Below are 17,311 nucleotides of genomic sequence, written 5' to 3' on the forward strand. Positions count from 1 at the left end.
GTACACTTGTACGCTAAAATAGTATTTCATTCTGCTGCCGTCAAGTATTAGACTCTACAATGTTTGATCTAATTATATATGGAATGAAAAATGTCAGGTGTTCGTGCACAGCAAAAACAAAAAACTCGACAAGCACTTATTGAAGCCGCTTTTAATCAGTTAAGCGCTGAGCATAGCTTTTCAAATATAAGCTTACGCGAGGTTGCTCGAGAGGCTGGTATCGCGCCGACTTCTTTTTATCGACACTTTAAAGACATGAACGAATTAGGGTTGACCATGGTTGATGAAGCGGGTTTGACGTTGCGTCAATTAATGCGCCAAGCTAGACGTCGTATTGCCAGTGGGGGTAGTGTAATTAACACCTCGGTGCAAACTTTTATGGAGTTTATTGATACATCGAGTAACCAGTTTAGGCTTTTATTACGTGAGCGCTCAGGCACATCTAAAGCTTTTCGAGCGGCAGTGGCTCGGGAAATTAAGCATTTTACCTTAGAGTTAGCACACTATTTAGAAACAGAAACACCATGTGATAAAAACCATGCTTATATGCAAGCAGAAGCTATGGTGATTTTGGTATTTAATGCAGGTGCCGATGCATTAGACCAAGATAGTCAGCAATTAGCAGAGTTAACAGAGCGTTTAGTTTGGCAACTGCGTTATATTGCTCGAGGGTCGGCACATTATGGTGGTCATTAACGCGAATTTACTTTTCATAACCTTTTATACTCAGTTGTAATACATTAAAAAAATCTCGATACTAGCACTTTTTTTGTACGTATTTATGATGTCTACGTCAGGTTTTCCCTTCAATACCAATGTTAATTTTTTGTTTTAATCTAACTGACTGATCTAAATGGCTTGATTGTTTTTTGATCGCATATAAGACTTTTTTGTTATTTGATTGTTAATTTTGATCCCTTACTCTAAATAGAATATTTGCACTTTAACTAAGTTCAAACTAAAAAATTCAATAATGGGTACGATGAGGGAGTCCGAATGAAAAAGCGGTTGTGGTTAACGTTAAGCAGCTTGGTAGGAGTGGCGTTGAACAGTCATGCTATTGAGCAGCACTCTTTGGTAAATGAAAGTCATATTTGGCCTAAAGTACAAGATCATCTTCTAAAGCCTAACACTGTGAGACGTGTTACTGGCAAGTCAACACCTAATGCGCAGCTCACTGTTAATTATCGAGCTGTAAAGACAAGAGGTGAAAGCAGCCGCTATCAGCATTACCAAGTCTACCTTGGTGATATTCCAGTACTAGACAATAGATTTGTTTTATTGGTCGATAAGGCTGGGAATATTGAACAAGGTTTAGGCAATGTACTGCTTGCAGACAAAGACTTTAGTATTCCACGCCCTGCGTCATTTGCACTCAGTACTCAACAAATAACAGAAAAACTGGTTCATCGTTTAAGCACTGATGGCGTTGCGTTTGTGAGTGAGCCTAAACTGAGCAAAGCGTTTATTTTAAATGATGATGGTTTGCAAGCGGTATTTGTTGCAAACGTAATCACCCCCTCACACCGTGTTAATTTTATCGTTGATGCGCAAAGCTTTAAAGTTTTACGCCAAGAAAACGACATCGATGGGTTCACAGCTCAACAAAGCTTTGTTGCTGGTGGCGGTATAGGTGGCAATGAAAAATTAGGTGCCATTTGTTACTCTCCAGCGCCTGCAAGTATGCAGAACTGTTTATCCTATAAATTCGACCCATCAGATTCAGCTGCATCTGAATTAACCTTTTCAGACCCCCAAGCACATTTGTTTTCTGACTTCTCTGGATATCCTTTCGTAGTTTCAAAACAGCAAGGGGTATGTACGTTAGAGAACCCTTATGTCAAAACTATCGACTATTTGGCAGATAAAACGCGGGCAGCTAGCTATCAGTGTGGCAACAGCAATGAACATTTTGAGCAGACAGCGGTCGATGATCAATATTATGATTATTTTAGTTATTCCGGTGTCAATGAAGCCCACTTTAATGCGGGCTTGGTGATGCAGTATTACCATAAATTATTGACTGAAATGTATCCTAGCCAACAAACTCAGTGTAATTCGCAGGGGTTCTGCCTAAAGCAGTTGGCTCAAAATGTGGGAAATAATACTCATGGTAATTCACAGGCTAACTGGGATGAGACCTATGTAAACTATGGCACAGGTAATTATGGTGGTACGCACTATTACCATACGACCTTAGATATTGTATCCCATGAAGCAAGCCACGCGGTGACATATTGGAATAGCCAACTTAATGCAACAGGGCAAGATGGTGCTTTGAATGAGGCATTTTCAGATATTGCCAGTATTGCGGTATTTGATTATTTATCACAAAACGTGTCAGGTTCTTACAAAGGCTCGAGCGCTTTTAATCGTAAATCCTTAGACAGTGACACCAACCACAGAGGCAATCGTAAGTGGTGGTTTGGTTGGGATGTATTGTATGAAGACACTGGTGCACGATATTTTGCTATGCCATCTTGGGATGGTAAAAGTATTGACCATTTTAAATCATATAATCCGAGCCAATCAATTTACGAAACCTCGGGGGTATTTAGAAAAGCGTTTTATGAGTTAGTAAAAACTCAAAATTGGTCTATTCAAGATGCGTTTAAACTGTTCCTACGTGCCAACATCAATTGTTTCTTCAAAGGTATATCCGTTCAAGATGCAGGGATGTGTTTGCTTGATCAGGCGAACCATTTCAGTCATATCGGCAGTATAAGTGAAGTCAAACAGCAAATAGATACGACGCTACATTCGGTGGGGATTATTGCGCAAAATAGTCAACTTTCGACGCTCGATTTCGAAGGGTCTATTCAATATGACGTTGTAAGTTATACGCTAAGCTCTGTTCCAGCAAATCAAATCAAAGCCATTACTGTTGAGTGGGGAGATGGAACAATTGAGCGTTGGCAAAAAAATAGCGCCACTGCAATTCATGCATTTTTACAGCGAGAACGCTTAGTAAATACTGATGACTTGATCCGGTTTAAACTGGCCGTTTTAAAAACTGACAACACTGAATTGGTTGGCTATAGACATTTTTATAGTCGTGCAGTACAAGCTGCGTGTCCTCCAGTCCAAGCGCAAGCACAGTCTAGTATCTCTTCGCTCACAATTAATGATCAGCAAATACCATTAAATACTCAGCCATATCAAAGTGTGCTAACTGACACACATGTGTTGAATAAACACGTTCAGCAAGTGATTAAGTTTGATAGCTCGCTCAATGGTAAGTTGGTGTCGGTATTATTAGATAATAACCGTGATGGCTTGTTCTCAGAAAATGAAATGATGGTATCCAATCAAACCATCAGTAATGGGCAAGTTAAATTTAAACTCAAGGATAGTACCTCAGCGGGTATTGGGTTAATGCGGGTTTCGTTGGGTGGCCAATATGCGTTTTATGATACGTGTGGTTATGTGAAGTCTTCACAGGTGGTTGATTTAAAAGCGGATGTAGAGATACCAGAGTTACCACTTGAAGCGGGCTTTACTTACCAAATTTCTGCTGATAACCGCGTTACATTTACCAATACCTCACAAGTTAATGCCATTAGGCAGCCTAGTTATACATGGCGTTTTGGTTTCGATAACCAAGGAAGTTCAAAAGCGCAGCCTAATGAGGTGCAATATCCACTTGTGGATGGAAGTTATACCGTCTATTTACGCGTTGATTATCAAGATGGTAGTGGTCAATTTGATGAACTATCGCAGCAAATTACCTTGAGTGCCCCTGCACAATGTGAAATCGGTATAAATAACCCCGCGAATGCACAAACAATTTATATCGATGAAATGCATCTTTGGACCTCAATTTATGCACGCCATTTAATTGCAGGCTCTGCGGGCACCAATGGCAATGGCTATGTGAAGCAGCAAACTAACCTAGAGTTTGAAGATAGCCTTGAGTTGAATGTTGATATCCGCAGTAATGTGCTGGATGAAGGCACCATTGATAATCTATTGAGTCCTGATAACCGTGATGTGCGCTTTACAATTTGGCTCGATGGAGACCGTGATGAGTCATTCTCGGTCGGTGAAGCGAATTACTACGATGTAAATAGTAATTATACCAAAGATTGTCGTAATGGTGAGTGTCGTATTAAAGCCAGTCAGTCTATTCGTCTACCATGGATCTCTTGGTGGAAAAGTAGAAAGTATGTACTGCGAGCACGTTTAGAAGAGCACCCAACCGCAGAACATGGCAGCGATGGATGTCGCAACTTTGATTATGGTGAAGTTGAAGATATTGAATTCACAGTCAACGGCAGTTAATCCAGCCATTTAGTATTTAACCAATTTACAGCAGTAAGGTCCTCATATCAAAGATATGAGGACCCTGGGCATGTGCTCAAAATTCAATTTGATTAGTTACAAAATAATAAGGAAAAGTGATGAAAGTCCTCAGTTTATCAATTGCGCTTGCACTAGGGAGTGCGTCTATCTCAGCGTATGCAACTCAATCAGAGTTAAGTACACAAACCGCTGCACCTTTTAATATTGCGCAAGGGTTTGAAAAAGCCAATTTAACCGATAAAAGTAAAAACCAAGCTTTAAAAGACAGATTAAACAAGTATGGCCTTAATAAACATAACCGCCCACATTTGTTCTCTCTGATTAATAAACAATTAGAAAATGGTCACCAAGTTGATGCGTTATTAAACCAGAAAATGATTGGTGGAAACTCAGTAAGTTGTGATGCACATCATACTAGCCTGTGTACCTTCTTTAAACATATGGGCTACGAAGTATTAAATTGGCCAGGCACAAATGATCAATATTTGGTTGTTTCTGCATTAAATAGTGAAATTACATCTACTGACTATACGCTTATAGATATCACCTTAGTCGATGAGAAGGGTAGCTCGATTACGCTACCTCGTTATGCTGAATTTTTTGGAGATGGAACAGAGAAAAAACGTAAATCAATTTACTCCGCTGCAAAAGTCGCAGATGTATTAGCTAAATTGAAAACGGCTGAGCGTGTCTACGCAGATGCATGGGTGACTGTGGTAACAACCGATGCCAATGGTAATGAAGTCGTTGAAGACCGTAATTCAAAAGTTGAATATTCAAAAGAAGCAATCTTGGCTGAGCTGGGTTATGTGGCACCAGAGTTTGCTGCTAAATCAGCAGCTGATATGAGCACAGCGAATGACATTGGTATTTTAAATGGCAATACCGCCACTATTATTCATCCAAAAGATGTCCGCTCTAAAGCGGGTGCTACTACCCCAGATCAAAAAATCATCGTGTGCTTGAACCGTAATTATGGTGATTGTGATTATGAAAATATTTATCCAACCTCGACACCAAATGACCAATTAAAACTCAAAATTCCATTTGTGGGCGAATATGTGATGCGCGGTAAAGTGACGCGTATATATCGCCCTGATTGGACAGTACTCAATGTACAAGAAAATGGCGATGGGACGATTAAGTTAGTCGATGGTGGGCAGGTAGAGAAGCCTGGCACAGCTGATTTTGGCACCAATATCTTTGTTCAAACAAAAGAAGGTGGCGGTGCGTCTACTATTTCAGGACATCAATACACTGATATTCAAAACTTCTTTGCTGACAATCTAAATGTTGAATATATCGGCACTGGCAGAAGGATAATGACAAAGATCTCTTGGAATATTCCAAGAAATCAGGGCGTGTTTGGTGACGCATCATTATATGGCCGTTATCAAGATGCTAACTGGATCATGAACCTTGCGTTAGATAATGAACTGCGAGCAAGTCAAGGTGCGCGTCCTGAAGTACATGTCATTGGTTCATCAGGTTTAAATTCATCTTGGGATAAAACAGATTATCCACAAATGCAAATTGTATATAGCTGTTTGGCTGAGGGAAGCCTGATCACTCTGCCTGGTGGAAAGCAATTGCCTATCGAGATGTTACAAGTCGGTGACTCGGTCGTAGGTGCGAGCCAGTTTAACCCAGCACAAAGGTTAGATCTTGAGATTGCTGATATTTCTATCGGGGTTGAAGCTATTCCTATGATCCAATTAACCACACGTGAAGGGAAAAAATTACTGTTAACTGAGTCACACCCAGTGATCACGCAATCTGGTAAATCGGTTTGGGCGAAAGATTTAGAACTAGGTGAGCGTATTCATACTAAGGGTAAAACAGAGTTTATTACCAAAATAGAGGAAGTGAAGTTTGACGGAAAGGTTTACAACTTACGTCTGAAACGTAATAAACACGATGATATTCAACTTGAGGGTGAAACATTCAGTATGTTCGCCAATGGTATCCAAGTTGGTGATCTGGGTATGCAAAGTGATAACGAGTTTAAGAATGAAGTCGAAACGCAACAAGATGTCTTAAATCGTCTGCCAGAGCCTTGGCACAAAGACTACCTAAATAGCATTCGATAAATGATGACGGCCCTTCGGGGCCGTACACGGAGGACATTATGAAAGTTTTTGTTTATACCCCTATATTACTGGCATTGATGAGTGCATCAGGCTTTGCTGCGACTATGGTCCCGTCATTCGAAAAAGAAACTGACGTAACTATCTCATCTGAGGGAACTGATAATATAGATACGGTACCACTGGGTACGGCATATAAGAGTAAAGGCAATGTATTCCTTGGCTTGCAGTCTGTCACGGGGGCTGAAGTTGAAGATTTAGGTAACTCTAAAATAGACTTTAGAGTGGGTGTTGATTTAGGTTATGAGCAGGCGCTAAAACTGATCGATGGTAAAGTGGATGCCGGTTTTAAGTTTCCTGCGGTACGAGTTGATGCAGGCGCAAATTATGCTAAAGACATTAGTGCAGATAAGTATACTGGTACTTATACCGTTTACTCATCGGTAAAACCTAAAGCACGTATGTTAATGCCATCATCGGCTACTGGGTATCTACCAACACAAGCCGCACTCGACTTAGCGACAGCACAGCCAGGTAACAAAGCAAAAAATCTAGGTGATGGTTTTGTGCATGGGTTTGCGTATGGCTCTAATGTCGTGATCAACATGAAGATTGATTATCGCAACGAATCTGATAAACGCACCATTGGTGGCTATCTGAGTGTGGATTGGATCGGTAAGGTAAAGGTAGATGGTAAGTTACAAAAATTAGATGACAGTAAGCGTCAGTCAATCAAAATTTCTGTGAGTGGCTATCAAAGTGGCGGCGATCCTAATCGCCTATTAAGCATTATTCCTAATGGCATTATGCGTTGTACTTTATTAAATCCAGAGCCTTGTTTTGCTTTGTTTGAATCTGCCGTTAATTACCTTAAAACAGACTATATCAATCAGTTTAATTCGCTAGATGACTATAACGTGACAGATGCTTATTTGGCCGATTATCAAGATTCTGGTCCACAGTTGCAACAACTTGTGCCTGCACAGGGCTATGTTGCGGTTAATTACCTGACTAAGTTAGTAGTGAAAGAACTCACCAGCCGCTGGATTGAAGAGCGCTTGACCTATCGTAGAGCTAAAAATTTACAGCGTTACTATGCGTCACAATTTTCTATCTCTGAGCTAGAGCAACTTCGTGAAATTGAGACATCAAGCCGCAGTAATGCAAATTTATTTGCCGATATGGTGGATTATTGTGAGCAAAATCCTGAAGGCAATTACTGTATTGAGTATGAGGCACAAAACCTCAGTTATTATCGAGATTACAGCAGCTTTAGTGCAGTTTTAAAATAAGGATATGACCATGATAAAACAATTATTAGCAGCATCTTCTGTGTTGTGCGTTGCATCAAGTGCACTGGCAAACACCGAGCTTGAACAGGCTGCAAGTTATAATGAGTTAGGGGATTTACTTACCGTTTCGCAGGCACAAGGTCGCTTCGCATGGCTAGAAAAGTGCTACGACGGTTTGTTAGTGGAAGTGTGGGAACGCGCGTTCGACACGACGCAAATTGTCAGTAAAGAAGAGAAATTAAAGCAGCTTAAAGCCCTATGGCTTTCACCTGAGCGCCTTGCACAAGGAAAAGCGCAGTATTTAACCTTTGCGAATACTGACTTTACCAATCCTTATGATTGGCATGCTGGTAATAGTGCGACAGATGCCTGTAGCACTATGCCGCCAGAATATGTACCTGTTGCATTAAAAACCACCATATTGACGCACCAATACTGCGAAAACTCAGCATTTGATAATGAGTGGGAATGGGTGTCTAAAGTCTCCATTGATAATTTTACCCATGAATCGCTAGGTCGAGATTACACGGCGGTATCTGGTAAAGTTGTTACTTTGCCTGCTGGTCGTACGGTATCAATGACGATCACACCAGGAAATAAAGAGCCAGATTATCCATCATTTGTCGCTGCGAGAGTATGGATTGATTGGGATCAAAATGGGCAGTTCTCAGCTTCCGAAATGGCATATAAGTCCGCGTCAGATGGCATCTTTAAATTTGCAGTTAATGTACCTGCTGAACAATTAGAAGGTGTTACGTTAATGCGTGTAGCAACTGATGCAGGTGGTGGCTCTGATGATGCGTGTAACCGTATTCATTATGGTGAAGTTGAAGACTACCTGGTGACAATTCGTTAAGGACTAATTATGAAACCATTATATTCTACAGTGCTCTTATTGAGCATGGCTAGTCAATATGCTCTAGCAAAAGCGCCAAGCGTAGATAATCAGTTGTCTACGAATTCTGGGTCGACTATTTCCGGGTTGATCAATGACCACGTCGCGATTGGAACGGCTTATGATAGCCAAACTAAGCGCTTTTTGAACGTACAGCCGATAGCGGGTCGTGTTGATGAAACCTTTGGTAACACAGAGGTTAAATTTAAAACGGGCATCGACATGAGTTATGACGATTTGCTTAGTACGTTAAATGGTAGCGTGGACATTGATGTTAACTTCCCAGTGGTACGAGTATCAGCAGGGGCATCATTAGCAAAAGAGATGGCCTCAAGTACCTACTCTAGCTCATATACATTCAGTGCAACCAGTACCCCGAAGAAACGACTATTTTTGCCTGAAGATAGCAACATCGGTTATACCTTATCGCCAGCAGGCAGCGAAATAGCCAATAAACATCAAGCTCGTTTACAGAAACTAGCTGGAGATGAATTTGTTAGTGCCATTGAATATGGTGCCAATATTATGGTCAATCTAAAGATAGATTATGGCAGTAACCGTGATAAGTCTGAAATTGGCGGATACCTTGATGTTGATTTATATGGTGGCATATTCAACGTGGGTGGTCAGTTAAAATATTTACAAGATGACACCAAATCATCGGTGAAGATCACAGTGCGAGCCATTCAACATGGGGGCGATCCAAAGCAGTTACTGAGTATTATTCCAAATAATATCATTACGTGTTCACTGGATAACCCAAAGCCATGTTTTGATATGTTCTATGAGGCTGTTAAGTACTCTAAAGATGGTTTTAGAGCACAATTGAACTCATTAAGCGACTATAACGTGGTGAGATATTACACCACCCGTTATGACAGCGCGTCTCTAGCTGTAAGACCGCTAGTAGCCAATTATCAACCAGTTAGAAATGCGACTAAGTGGCTGATCAGTGAGCTTGAAGATGATTTTAAACAAGCGGTACTTGATGAGCAACGTGCAACCAGTCTATTGACCAGCTATTACGCCTACTTACCTGACTCTCAGAGTAATGCGGTAGAGCAAATTCAAAAGCTGGCATATGACAATGCATGGTTCTTATTCAATGCAGCGCAATTTTGTCGTGACAATCCATTTGGTACGTCATGCGAGGTTGAAGTACAGAAAATGAGAGATGACTGTACGCGCCGCGGCAAAACGTGCCCAGCAGGTTATGATGTAACGCAACTACAATTGCCTTCCTCTGACAGGCTTGACTGGAAGCAGTGTGAACTTGCACGTCAAGAAGCGGTAAGAGCAGGTGTGATTGCTGAAGATGAGAGTGTTAAATATCGCAATATGCGCTGGGCCCCTACTTTTATCAATGCCAAAACCCCTGCGGTTGGTATTCTAAACTGGCGTTTGTGTGAAGGTGCATTAAGCACGTATGGCACAGCGTTTTAATCTGACTACTAACAATTTTTGGGCCAAAGCTTACTGCTTTGGCCCATGCTAAGGAGTAGGCATGAGAATATTAGTGAGCCTATTAATACTGTGTTGTTCATTTAGTGTGTTTTCCCAGCGTTATTATACTGAGTCGTATACTCAAGCAGATTTGGGCAGAGGGTTTGATCAGCAGTTACATAAACCCAAACCTGCATGTATAACAGGGCAAGTTACTCACCATAGCGCTATGTCGGGTGAGCTTGACTATCTACAGCGATTAAATGCAACGCAAGTGCGCCGCAGAACATTTGGTGAAGTACATGGTGGTGTTAATTTATTTATTATTGCAGGCAGTGTCTCTACCTCGATCACTCACCGCAACTCGACTGATAAATTGAGTTTGACGTCACAATTACACCTGAAATTTGATGAGGGGTATAGCACGTTAGAAAATCGCCAGCTAGTGGCAGGATATGAAAATAACGACTGTGGCAATTCGTTTATATATCAGCTTGATTATGGCCGAGATGTGTTTATCAATACCCGATTACACTTTCGCTCAGAAGCTGACTACAAACGTTTTGTAACGAAAATTAAGATACGGCTACTATTTTTCAAAAAAACGATCACCAAAGTCAAGTTAATAGAGAAGTATGCAGCGAATGCAGTATTAAGTATTGACGCCAATTCAAGCGCGCCTTTGCCAGCAGAATTAACCACCTTGCTGAATAACAATACACAGCATTGTCGAGGTAGTGATATTACGCCATGCTTAACGACGTTGCAGCGTTTGTCTGATTATGTTTTTGGAGATTCAGGATTGGCTAAAGACCTGAAAGCTATCGAGAAAGCACCGAGAAGCATTACGACACGTTCTTATGAAGAGTCTGGTCATTATGTTTTACAAACCCACAGTATAAAAACCGATCCGCACTATGACTTTATCTGGCAAAAAATAGAAAGCCGATATGGTGCAGCCGTTAGGCGTTTAGAACGAGCGAGTGCATTTTTGGCGATTGCAAATGACAGTGAACTCGACGCTGCGCAATTGGAAGTAGAACGAGCGACCATTTTGTTAAGTGACATGGAAGGTATTCGCAGTGTATGTATGACATCTCCTTGGTTAGCAGAATGCTCATAAGTAAATAATATCAGATGGCGAAGGTGGCAGTGCCACCTCTTTATAATCTTCCACTACACATTTTATTGCTGACTTGTTTATTTATGAGTGGAGGTGGTAGTGCACAAACCTCATGCCCATACGTAACAAATAGGTAAAAAGTTATTCTAATCAGGCATGAGTGAGATGGTTGGTTTTTAATCCTAAACTTCTAGGTTTTTTGTTATTTATATTCTATATGTAGTCTTTTCTTGAATTGTTTAGTCCATAACATTGCGTTTTTATCATTGTTTTAGGAATTTTTATTCTTGCCTTGTGGTGTTTTAACATGATAAAACATAATTAATCCATCAACAGGACGACTTTGCTCAATGAAAAAAATAACACGTTTGTCACTACTACTTAACCTCTTACTTATTAAATGTAAGAGCGGGGTGTAGTGCGCGCAACTGAGCAACTACTTTTCAACCCCGCACATTGCGGGGTTTTTTATTTTTTGGGCCGAGGAACAGGGTATGCAGGATAAAGTTTGGATTTTCGATACGACATTACGAGATGGTGAGCAGGCATTAAAAGCCAGTTTAACGGAAGACGATAAGTTGCAGCTCGCGCACGCCATCAGTCGATTAAACGTCGATGTGATGGAAGTTGGGTTTCCCGTTTCGAGCCCTGCAGATTTCAGAGCTGTACAGCGCATTGCAACCGAGGTTCGTAATCCGGTTATTTGTGGTTTAGCGCGTGCAGTCAGCAAAGACATTGAGGCGTGTGGCGAGGCATTGCGCCCGGCTGAACGGGGTCGTATCCATACTTTTATTGCAACCAGTCCATTGCATCTTGAGCACAAACTACGTATGAGCTTGGATGATGCGACAGCCATGGCGGTTAAATCAATTAAATTAGCGCGTAATTACACTGATGACGTGGAGTTCTCATGTGAAGATGCGGGGCGCACCCCACATGCAGATTTATGCCGTATTGTAGAGTCGGCGATTAACGCGGGTGCATCAACCATTAATTTGCCTGATACCGTCGGGTACGTCACACCCGATGAATACTCTGCCATGATCCGTCATTTAATGAACAATGTGCCGAATATAGATAAAGCACGTTTAAGTGTGCATTGTCACAATGATTTAGGCTTGGCGGTCGCCAACTCTGTAGCTGCGGTACAGGCGGGTGCAAGACAAATCGAATGTACTATTAATGGTATTGGAGAGCGCGCAGGTAATTGTTCATTAGAAGAAGTAGCAATGATCATGAAGATGCGCCAAGACCACTTAAAAGTACATACCGATATTCGCAGTGAAGAAATTTACCGAGCATCTCGCCAAGTTGCAAAAATTTGTAATATGTCAGTACAGCCAAACAAAGCCATTGTCGGTGAAAATGCGTTTGCTCATAGTTCAGGTATTCATCAAGATGGCGTTTTAAAAGCGCAGAATACTTATGAAATCATGTCACCAGAGAGTGTGGGTGTCCCAAACAATCAACTGAATATGACTTCTCGTTCAGGCCGTCATGTCATAGAACATCGTTTATCTGAATTGGGTTATCAAAAGTCTGATTACGATATGGATAGCTTATATACCAGCTTTTTAGCATTAGCAGACCAAAAGGGCACTGTGTACGACTATGACCTTGAGGCGATGATCCATTTTAATCAAATGGATGATGAGGACGACCAATTTAAACTTGAATTTGTTAACTCAACATCTAATTCACAGTCGGTTGCCAGCTCTACCATTGGTATGACAGTGGCAGGGCAATCTAAGCAAGAAGCGGCAACAGGTAATGGCCCAGTGGAGGCCTCATTTTTAGCCATTGAGCGAATTATCGGTATGTCTGTAGAAGTTATTGAGTACAACTTAGATGCGACCGGTCAGGGTGCAAGTTCACTGGGTCAGGTCGATATCATTGCAAAATATAACGGACGGCAATATCACGGTGCGGGTCTTGCTGCTGATGTTGTTGAAGCATCGGTACGGGCTATGGTCCGTGTTTATAATTTAATTAACAGAGCGCAAAAAGTCTCTGATTTGAAACAACAAAGGAAAGCAGGATGAGCCAAGCAAGTTACCAAGTTGCCGTATTAGCCGGAGATGGCATTGGCCCAGAAGTCATGGCCGCAGCAGACAGAGTACTCGATGCGGTGAGTGAAAAATTTGACTTCACCTTAAATCGTCAAACCCACGCTATTGGCGGTGCCGCCATTGATGAGTGCGGCGAAGCATTACCTGAGGCAACGCTTAAAGCGTGTGAAGCCGCGGATGCTATTTTATTTGGCTCGGTTGGTGGGCCAAAGTGGGAGCACTTACCACCGAGCGAGCAACCTGAGCGTGCTTCTTTATTGCCGCTACGCAAACATTTTGGCTTGTTTTGCAATTTACGTCCTGCACAGCTATTACCCGCATTAAGTGGTGCATCGCCATTACGTGCGGATATTAGCGAGCAAGGCTTTGATATTTTGTGTGTGCGAGAGTTAACCGGTGGAATTTATTTTGGTGAAAAAGGCCGTGAAGGGGAAGGTGAGCAAGAAGCTGCATTTGATACCCAGCGTTATTCTCGAAAAGAGATAGAGCGGATTGCACGTTTTGCATTTGAAGCTGCAAAATTACGCAGCAGCCATGTGACCTCGGTAGATAAGGCGAATGTTTTGGCGTCGAGCGTGCTATGGCGTGAAGTGGTCACTGAAGTGAGTAAAGATTATCCTGAAGTACAACTAGATTATATTTATGTTGATAACGCGGCAATGCAGCTCGTAAAGCAGCCAAGTCAGTTTGATGTGTTGTTATGCGACAACTTATTTGGCGATATCTTATCTGATGAGTGCGCTATGATCACAGGCTCCATGGGGTTACTGCCTTCTGCAAGTTTAAATCAATCAGGGTTTGGCTTATATGAGCCAGCTGGTGGCTCTGCGCCGGATATTGCCGGTAAAGGCATTGCAAACCCAATAGCGCAAATTCTAAGTGCCGCCTTAATGTTACGTTATTCGCTAGGCCAAGATGAAGCTGCCCGTGCAATAGAAAAGGCCGTTGCTGAGGCGGTTGCAGCAGGTGTCGGTACACCGGATATTTACCCAGAGGGTGGTTACACCACCCAAGATGTGGCACAAGCCATCGTATCGCGAATTTAATTGCAATCAATGTGGTGATTTCCGTCAGGTTACCGCTTTATTTGAGGATGTAGCACGTGGCTCAAACCTTATATGACAAAATTTGGCAATCGCATGTGGTTGCACAGATCAACGAACAAACTGATTTACTCTATATAGATAGACATTTAGTCCATGAAGTGACGTCACCGCAAGCGTTCTCAGGCTTACGCGAGAAAAACCGTCCGGTGCGTTGCCCAGAAAAAACCTTCGCCACAATGGATCACAATGTTTCCACTAAAAGCCGATCTTTAGATGCCGCCAGTGAAGTTTCAAAAAACCAGCTGATGGCACTCGCTGAAAACTGTAAAGAGTTTGGCATTGTGTTGTATGACTTAAACTCAATAAATCAGGGGATTGTTCATGTTATGGGCCCTGAACAAGGGATCACTTTGCCTGGCACGACCATTGTATGTGGCGACAGTCATACCTCTACCCATGGCGCGTTTGGTGCACTGGCACATGGCATTGGCACTTCTGAGGTTGAGCACGTATTGGCAACGCAAACTTTGCAGCAAAAAAAAGCCAAATCATTAAAGGTACAAATTAACGGCGTATTGCGCCCAACCGTGACTGCAAAAGATTTGATTATGGCAGTAATTGGTGTGCTAGGGACTGCTGGTGGCACAGGCTATGTGGCTGAATTCTGTGGTGAGGGTATTGAAGCCTTGTCGATGGAAGCGAGAATGACGTTGTGTAACATGAGTATTGAAATGGGTGCTAAGGCGGGTTTAATTGCACCAGACGACACCACATATGCGTATTTAAAGGGTCGTCCATTTGCACCTGCTGAGGACGAGTTTGAAGCGGCGGTTTCATATTGGCGTACGCTGCACTCTGATGAAGGGGCGCAATTTGATAGAGTGGTTGAGCTTAATGCTCAAGACATTCAGCCTCAAGTTACGTGGGGAACCAGCCCTGAACAGGTGATTGGCATTGATGAAGTTGTGCCTAACCCTGAGCAAGAAAGCGATTTAATTAAAGCGGATGCTATTCGCAGTGCTTTGCAGTACATGGGGCTTGAAGCCGGGCAAAAATTAACAGAGGCAAAAGTAGATACCGTATTTATTGGTTCATGTACTAATAGCCGTATTGAAGATTTGCGGGCTGCGGCATCCGTGGTCGAAGGTAAAACAGTTGCGCACGGTGTTGAAGCTTTGATAGTGCCGGGATCAGGCTTGGTGAAACAGCAAGCTGAACAAGAAGGTCTGGCAGAGATTTTCAAAGCGGCAGGATTTGAATGGCGAGAACCAGGTTGTTCAATGTGTTTAGCAATGAATGATGACAAACTTGGCGCTGGTAAGCGGTGTGCCTCAACGTCAAATCGAAATTTCGAAGGGCGACAAGGTCGTGGTGGGCGTACACACTTGGTTAGTCCAGCAATGGCGGCCGCGGCGGCCATTGCGGGTCACTTCACGGATATAAGAGGGGAGATATAATGAGCATATATCACCAAGGGCTATTAGCACCGCTGGATAAAAATAATGTCGATACCGATCAGATCATTCCTAAGCAGTTTTTGACATCGACGAGCCGTGATGGTTTTGATAAAGCGCTTTTTTATGATTGGCGCTATTTAGACGATGGTGCCCCTAATCCAGACTTTGTATTAAATCGAGCTTGCTATAAAGGCGCATCAATTTTACTAACCCGTGATAACTTTGGCTGCGGCTCTTCTCGAGAGCATGCACCATGGGCTCTAAAGCAATATGGCTTCAGTATTATACTCGCTGAAAGCTTTGCCGATATTTTCTTTAATAACTGTGGTAACAATCAAATGCTCTGCATTGCCCTAGGAGCTGACACGTTAGAGTCGTTATTCTTAATTGCTGAACAACATGATGACATCCAAGTTGAGGTGGATTTAATACAACAGCAGTTACGCAGCCCTTATTTTGATGCAATTAACTTTGAAGTTCGCGCAGACATTAAAGCACGACTATTAAGTGGCTTAGACTTTATTGGTGAAACGGAGCAGTTGAATGATGCGATTAATGCATTTGAGCATACATTAAGGTCAGAACGTCCTTGGCAGTAATATTACTTTAAGCGGCCCACTATATCGCGCGGTGAGTTAAGCGCATTTAATTGCAAACAACCAAAGGGCTAGCTACCCTTTGGTTTTTAATTTTTGGGAACATTACTATGAAATTTGTGGTCGCAACAGCGCTGACGTTAATGAGCAGTGTAGCTATTGCTCGTCCTGCACCTTTGGTCTCTATTCCTTCTCATGACGCATTCTTTGACAATATCGCAGCACACTGTGGTAAAGCGTATGAAGGAAAAATCACTGTTGATAATGCAACGGGTCCAAATTCATTTGCAGGCAAAAAGTTAGTAATGCATGTACGTCGATGTAATGAACGTGAATTACAAGTGCCTTTTCATGTCGGCAGTGATGCGTCACGTACTTGGTTGATCACTAAAACAGGCAGCGGTTTGAGTCTCAAACATGACCATCGTCATAAAGATGGGACCGATGATGATTCAACCATGTATGGTGGCCACACCATCGATGCAGGTTTTGCGAATGTACAGTCGTTCCCTGCAGATCAGTATTCAAAAGAGTCTTTTGCTCGTCAAGGGATCCCTCAATCAATGGGGAATACTTGGCAAATGTACATATATGATGAAAAGTTTACTTATCGACTTGTACGTGAAGGTCGTGAGTTTAGAGTGGACTTTGATTTAACGAAGTCAATTACTCCTCCAAGTGCACCATGGGGTTATAAAGACTAAGCCATAAAGTACTTAATGAAAGGCGGCTAAAGTTTAATTCATCGCCTTTCATCTTGCCTTTAATGTAGCGAAGAGGCACTCGGAGTATAAATATGTATAGTTTATGCGCATTTTCAGGGAGCGGTGACACTTTCTAGTATGTATTGGGATATTAAAAACGATGCGAGTGTGCGTTTTTTAAACTAAAAAGTCTGGTAAATAGCCATTTCGATAGGTTTTTACCGTGAAACTATGTTTTTATCACTTTTCTTCAAATAAACGCTTGCGCTTTTTCTGCATCTCCCTATAATGCGACCC

Annotated in this window: 12 protein-coding genes; all 12 read left to right on the forward strand. The window is 42.2% G+C overall.

Annotated elements, in window-relative coordinates:
- The first annotated feature begins 90 nt into the window (after positions 1-90).
- The 12 genes from fabR to PCIT_RS18275 all read left to right on the forward strand — a co-directional run bounded on the left by fabR (position 91) and on the right by PCIT_RS18275 (position 17,014).
- Complete coding sequence (gene fabR, locus PCIT_RS18220) at positions 91-696, forward strand: HTH-type transcriptional repressor FabR (RefSeq protein ID WP_010367262.1); 606 nt, start codon at positions 91-93, stop codon at positions 694-696.
- 300 nt (positions 697-996) lie between these two features.
- Positions 997-4,281 carry a M4 family metallopeptidase gene (locus PCIT_RS18225; RefSeq protein ID WP_010367263.1) on the forward strand — a complete coding sequence of 1,095 codons (3,285 nt, stop codon included), beginning with the start codon at positions 997-999 and terminating at the stop codon, positions 4,279-4,281.
- Between the two features lie 119 nt (positions 4,282-4,400).
- Positions 4,401-6,392, forward strand: coding sequence for a Hint domain-containing protein (locus PCIT_RS18230; protein ID WP_010367264.1), 1,992 nt, complete (start codon positions 4,401-4,403; stop codon positions 6,390-6,392).
- A gap of 38 nt (positions 6,393-6,430) precedes the next feature.
- Positions 6,431-7,681, forward strand: a complete 1,251-nt coding sequence (locus PCIT_RS18235) for a hypothetical protein (protein WP_010367265.1) — start codon at positions 6,431-6,433, stop codon at positions 7,679-7,681.
- Between the two features lie 10 nt (positions 7,682-7,691).
- Positions 7,692-8,537 (forward strand): GEVED domain-containing protein, encoded by an 846-nt coding sequence (locus PCIT_RS18240; RefSeq protein ID WP_010367266.1) that lies wholly within the window; start codon positions 7,692-7,694, stop codon positions 8,535-8,537.
- Positions 8,538-8,546: 9 nt separating this feature from the next.
- The gene (locus PCIT_RS18245; protein ID WP_010367267.1) at positions 8,547-10,019 is read left to right on the forward strand and encodes a hypothetical protein; all 1,473 of its coding nucleotides are present in this window, start codon (positions 8,547-8,549) and stop codon (positions 10,017-10,019) included.
- Between the two features lie 61 nt (positions 10,020-10,080).
- Positions 10,081-11,142 (forward strand): hypothetical protein, encoded by a 1,062-nt coding sequence (locus PCIT_RS18250; protein WP_010367268.1) that lies wholly within the window; start codon positions 10,081-10,083, stop codon positions 11,140-11,142.
- Between the two features lie 494 nt (positions 11,143-11,636).
- Positions 11,637-13,184 carry a 2-isopropylmalate synthase gene (leuA, locus tag PCIT_RS18255; protein WP_010367269.1) on the forward strand — a complete coding sequence of 516 codons (1,548 nt, stop codon included), beginning with the start codon at positions 11,637-11,639 and terminating at the stop codon, positions 13,182-13,184.
- Entirely contained in the window at positions 13,181-14,257 is a 1,077-nt protein-coding gene (leuB, locus tag PCIT_RS18260) for a 3-isopropylmalate dehydrogenase (RefSeq protein ID WP_010367270.1), read from the forward strand. Before leuA ends, leuB begins: the two co-directional genes overlap by 4 nt.
- A gap of 56 nt (positions 14,258-14,313) precedes the next feature.
- A complete protein-coding gene (gene leuC / locus PCIT_RS18265; protein ID WP_010367271.1) occupies positions 14,314-15,714 on the forward strand; it encodes a 3-isopropylmalate dehydratase large subunit in 1,401 nt (466 codons plus the stop codon).
- Positions 15,714-16,313: a 3-isopropylmalate dehydratase small subunit gene (gene leuD / locus PCIT_RS18270; RefSeq protein ID WP_010367272.1), complete on the forward strand. Its 600-nt coding sequence runs from the start codon at positions 15,714-15,716 to the stop codon at positions 16,311-16,313. The genes leuC and leuD overlap by 1 nt, the downstream gene beginning before the upstream one ends.
- A 107-nt stretch (positions 16,314-16,420) precedes the next feature.
- Complete coding sequence (locus PCIT_RS18275; RefSeq protein WP_010367273.1) at positions 16,421-17,014, forward strand: hypothetical protein; 594 nt, start codon at positions 16,421-16,423, stop codon at positions 17,012-17,014.
- The last annotated feature ends 297 nt before the right edge of the window (positions 17,015-17,311 follow it).

The sequence above is a fragment of the Pseudoalteromonas citrea genome (assembly GCF_000238375.3).
In the GTDB taxonomy this organism is placed as follows: domain Bacteria; phylum Pseudomonadota; class Gammaproteobacteria; order Enterobacterales; family Alteromonadaceae; genus Pseudoalteromonas; species Pseudoalteromonas citrea.

Excerpts from the sequence above, each read along its gene's own strand:
- PCIT_RS18250 (WP_010367268.1), top strand. The coding sequence starts at position 10,081 with ATGAGAATATTAGTGAGCCTATTAATACTGTGTTGTTCATTTAGTGTG.
- PCIT_RS18245 (WP_010367267.1), top strand. The coding sequence starts at position 8,547 with ATGAAACCATTATATTCTACAGTGCTCTTATTGAGCATGGCTAGTCAA.
- fabR (WP_010367262.1), top strand. The coding sequence starts at position 91 with ATGTCAGGTGTTCGTGCACAGCAAAAACAAAAAACTCGACAAGCACTT.
- leuD (WP_010367272.1), top strand. The coding sequence starts at position 15,714 with ATGAGCATATATCACCAAGGGCTATTAGCACCGCTGGATAAAAATAAT.
- leuA (WP_010367269.1), top strand. The coding sequence starts at position 11,637 with ATGCAGGATAAAGTTTGGATTTTCGATACGACATTACGAGATGGTGAG.
- PCIT_RS18230 (WP_010367264.1), top strand. The coding sequence starts at position 4,401 with ATGAAAGTCCTCAGTTTATCAATTGCGCTTGCACTAGGGAGTGCGTCT.
- leuB (WP_010367270.1), top strand. The coding sequence starts at position 13,181 with ATGAGCCAAGCAAGTTACCAAGTTGCCGTATTAGCCGGAGATGGCATT.
- PCIT_RS18240 (WP_010367266.1), top strand. The coding sequence starts at position 7,692 with ATGATAAAACAATTATTAGCAGCATCTTCTGTGTTGTGCGTTGCATCA.
- PCIT_RS18235 (WP_010367265.1), top strand. The coding sequence starts at position 6,431 with ATGAAAGTTTTTGTTTATACCCCTATATTACTGGCATTGATGAGTGCA.
- PCIT_RS18275 (WP_010367273.1), top strand. The coding sequence starts at position 16,421 with ATGAAATTTGTGGTCGCAACAGCGCTGACGTTAATGAGCAGTGTAGCT.
- PCIT_RS18225 (WP_010367263.1), top strand. The coding sequence starts at position 997 with ATGAAAAAGCGGTTGTGGTTAACGTTAAGCAGCTTGGTAGGAGTGGCG.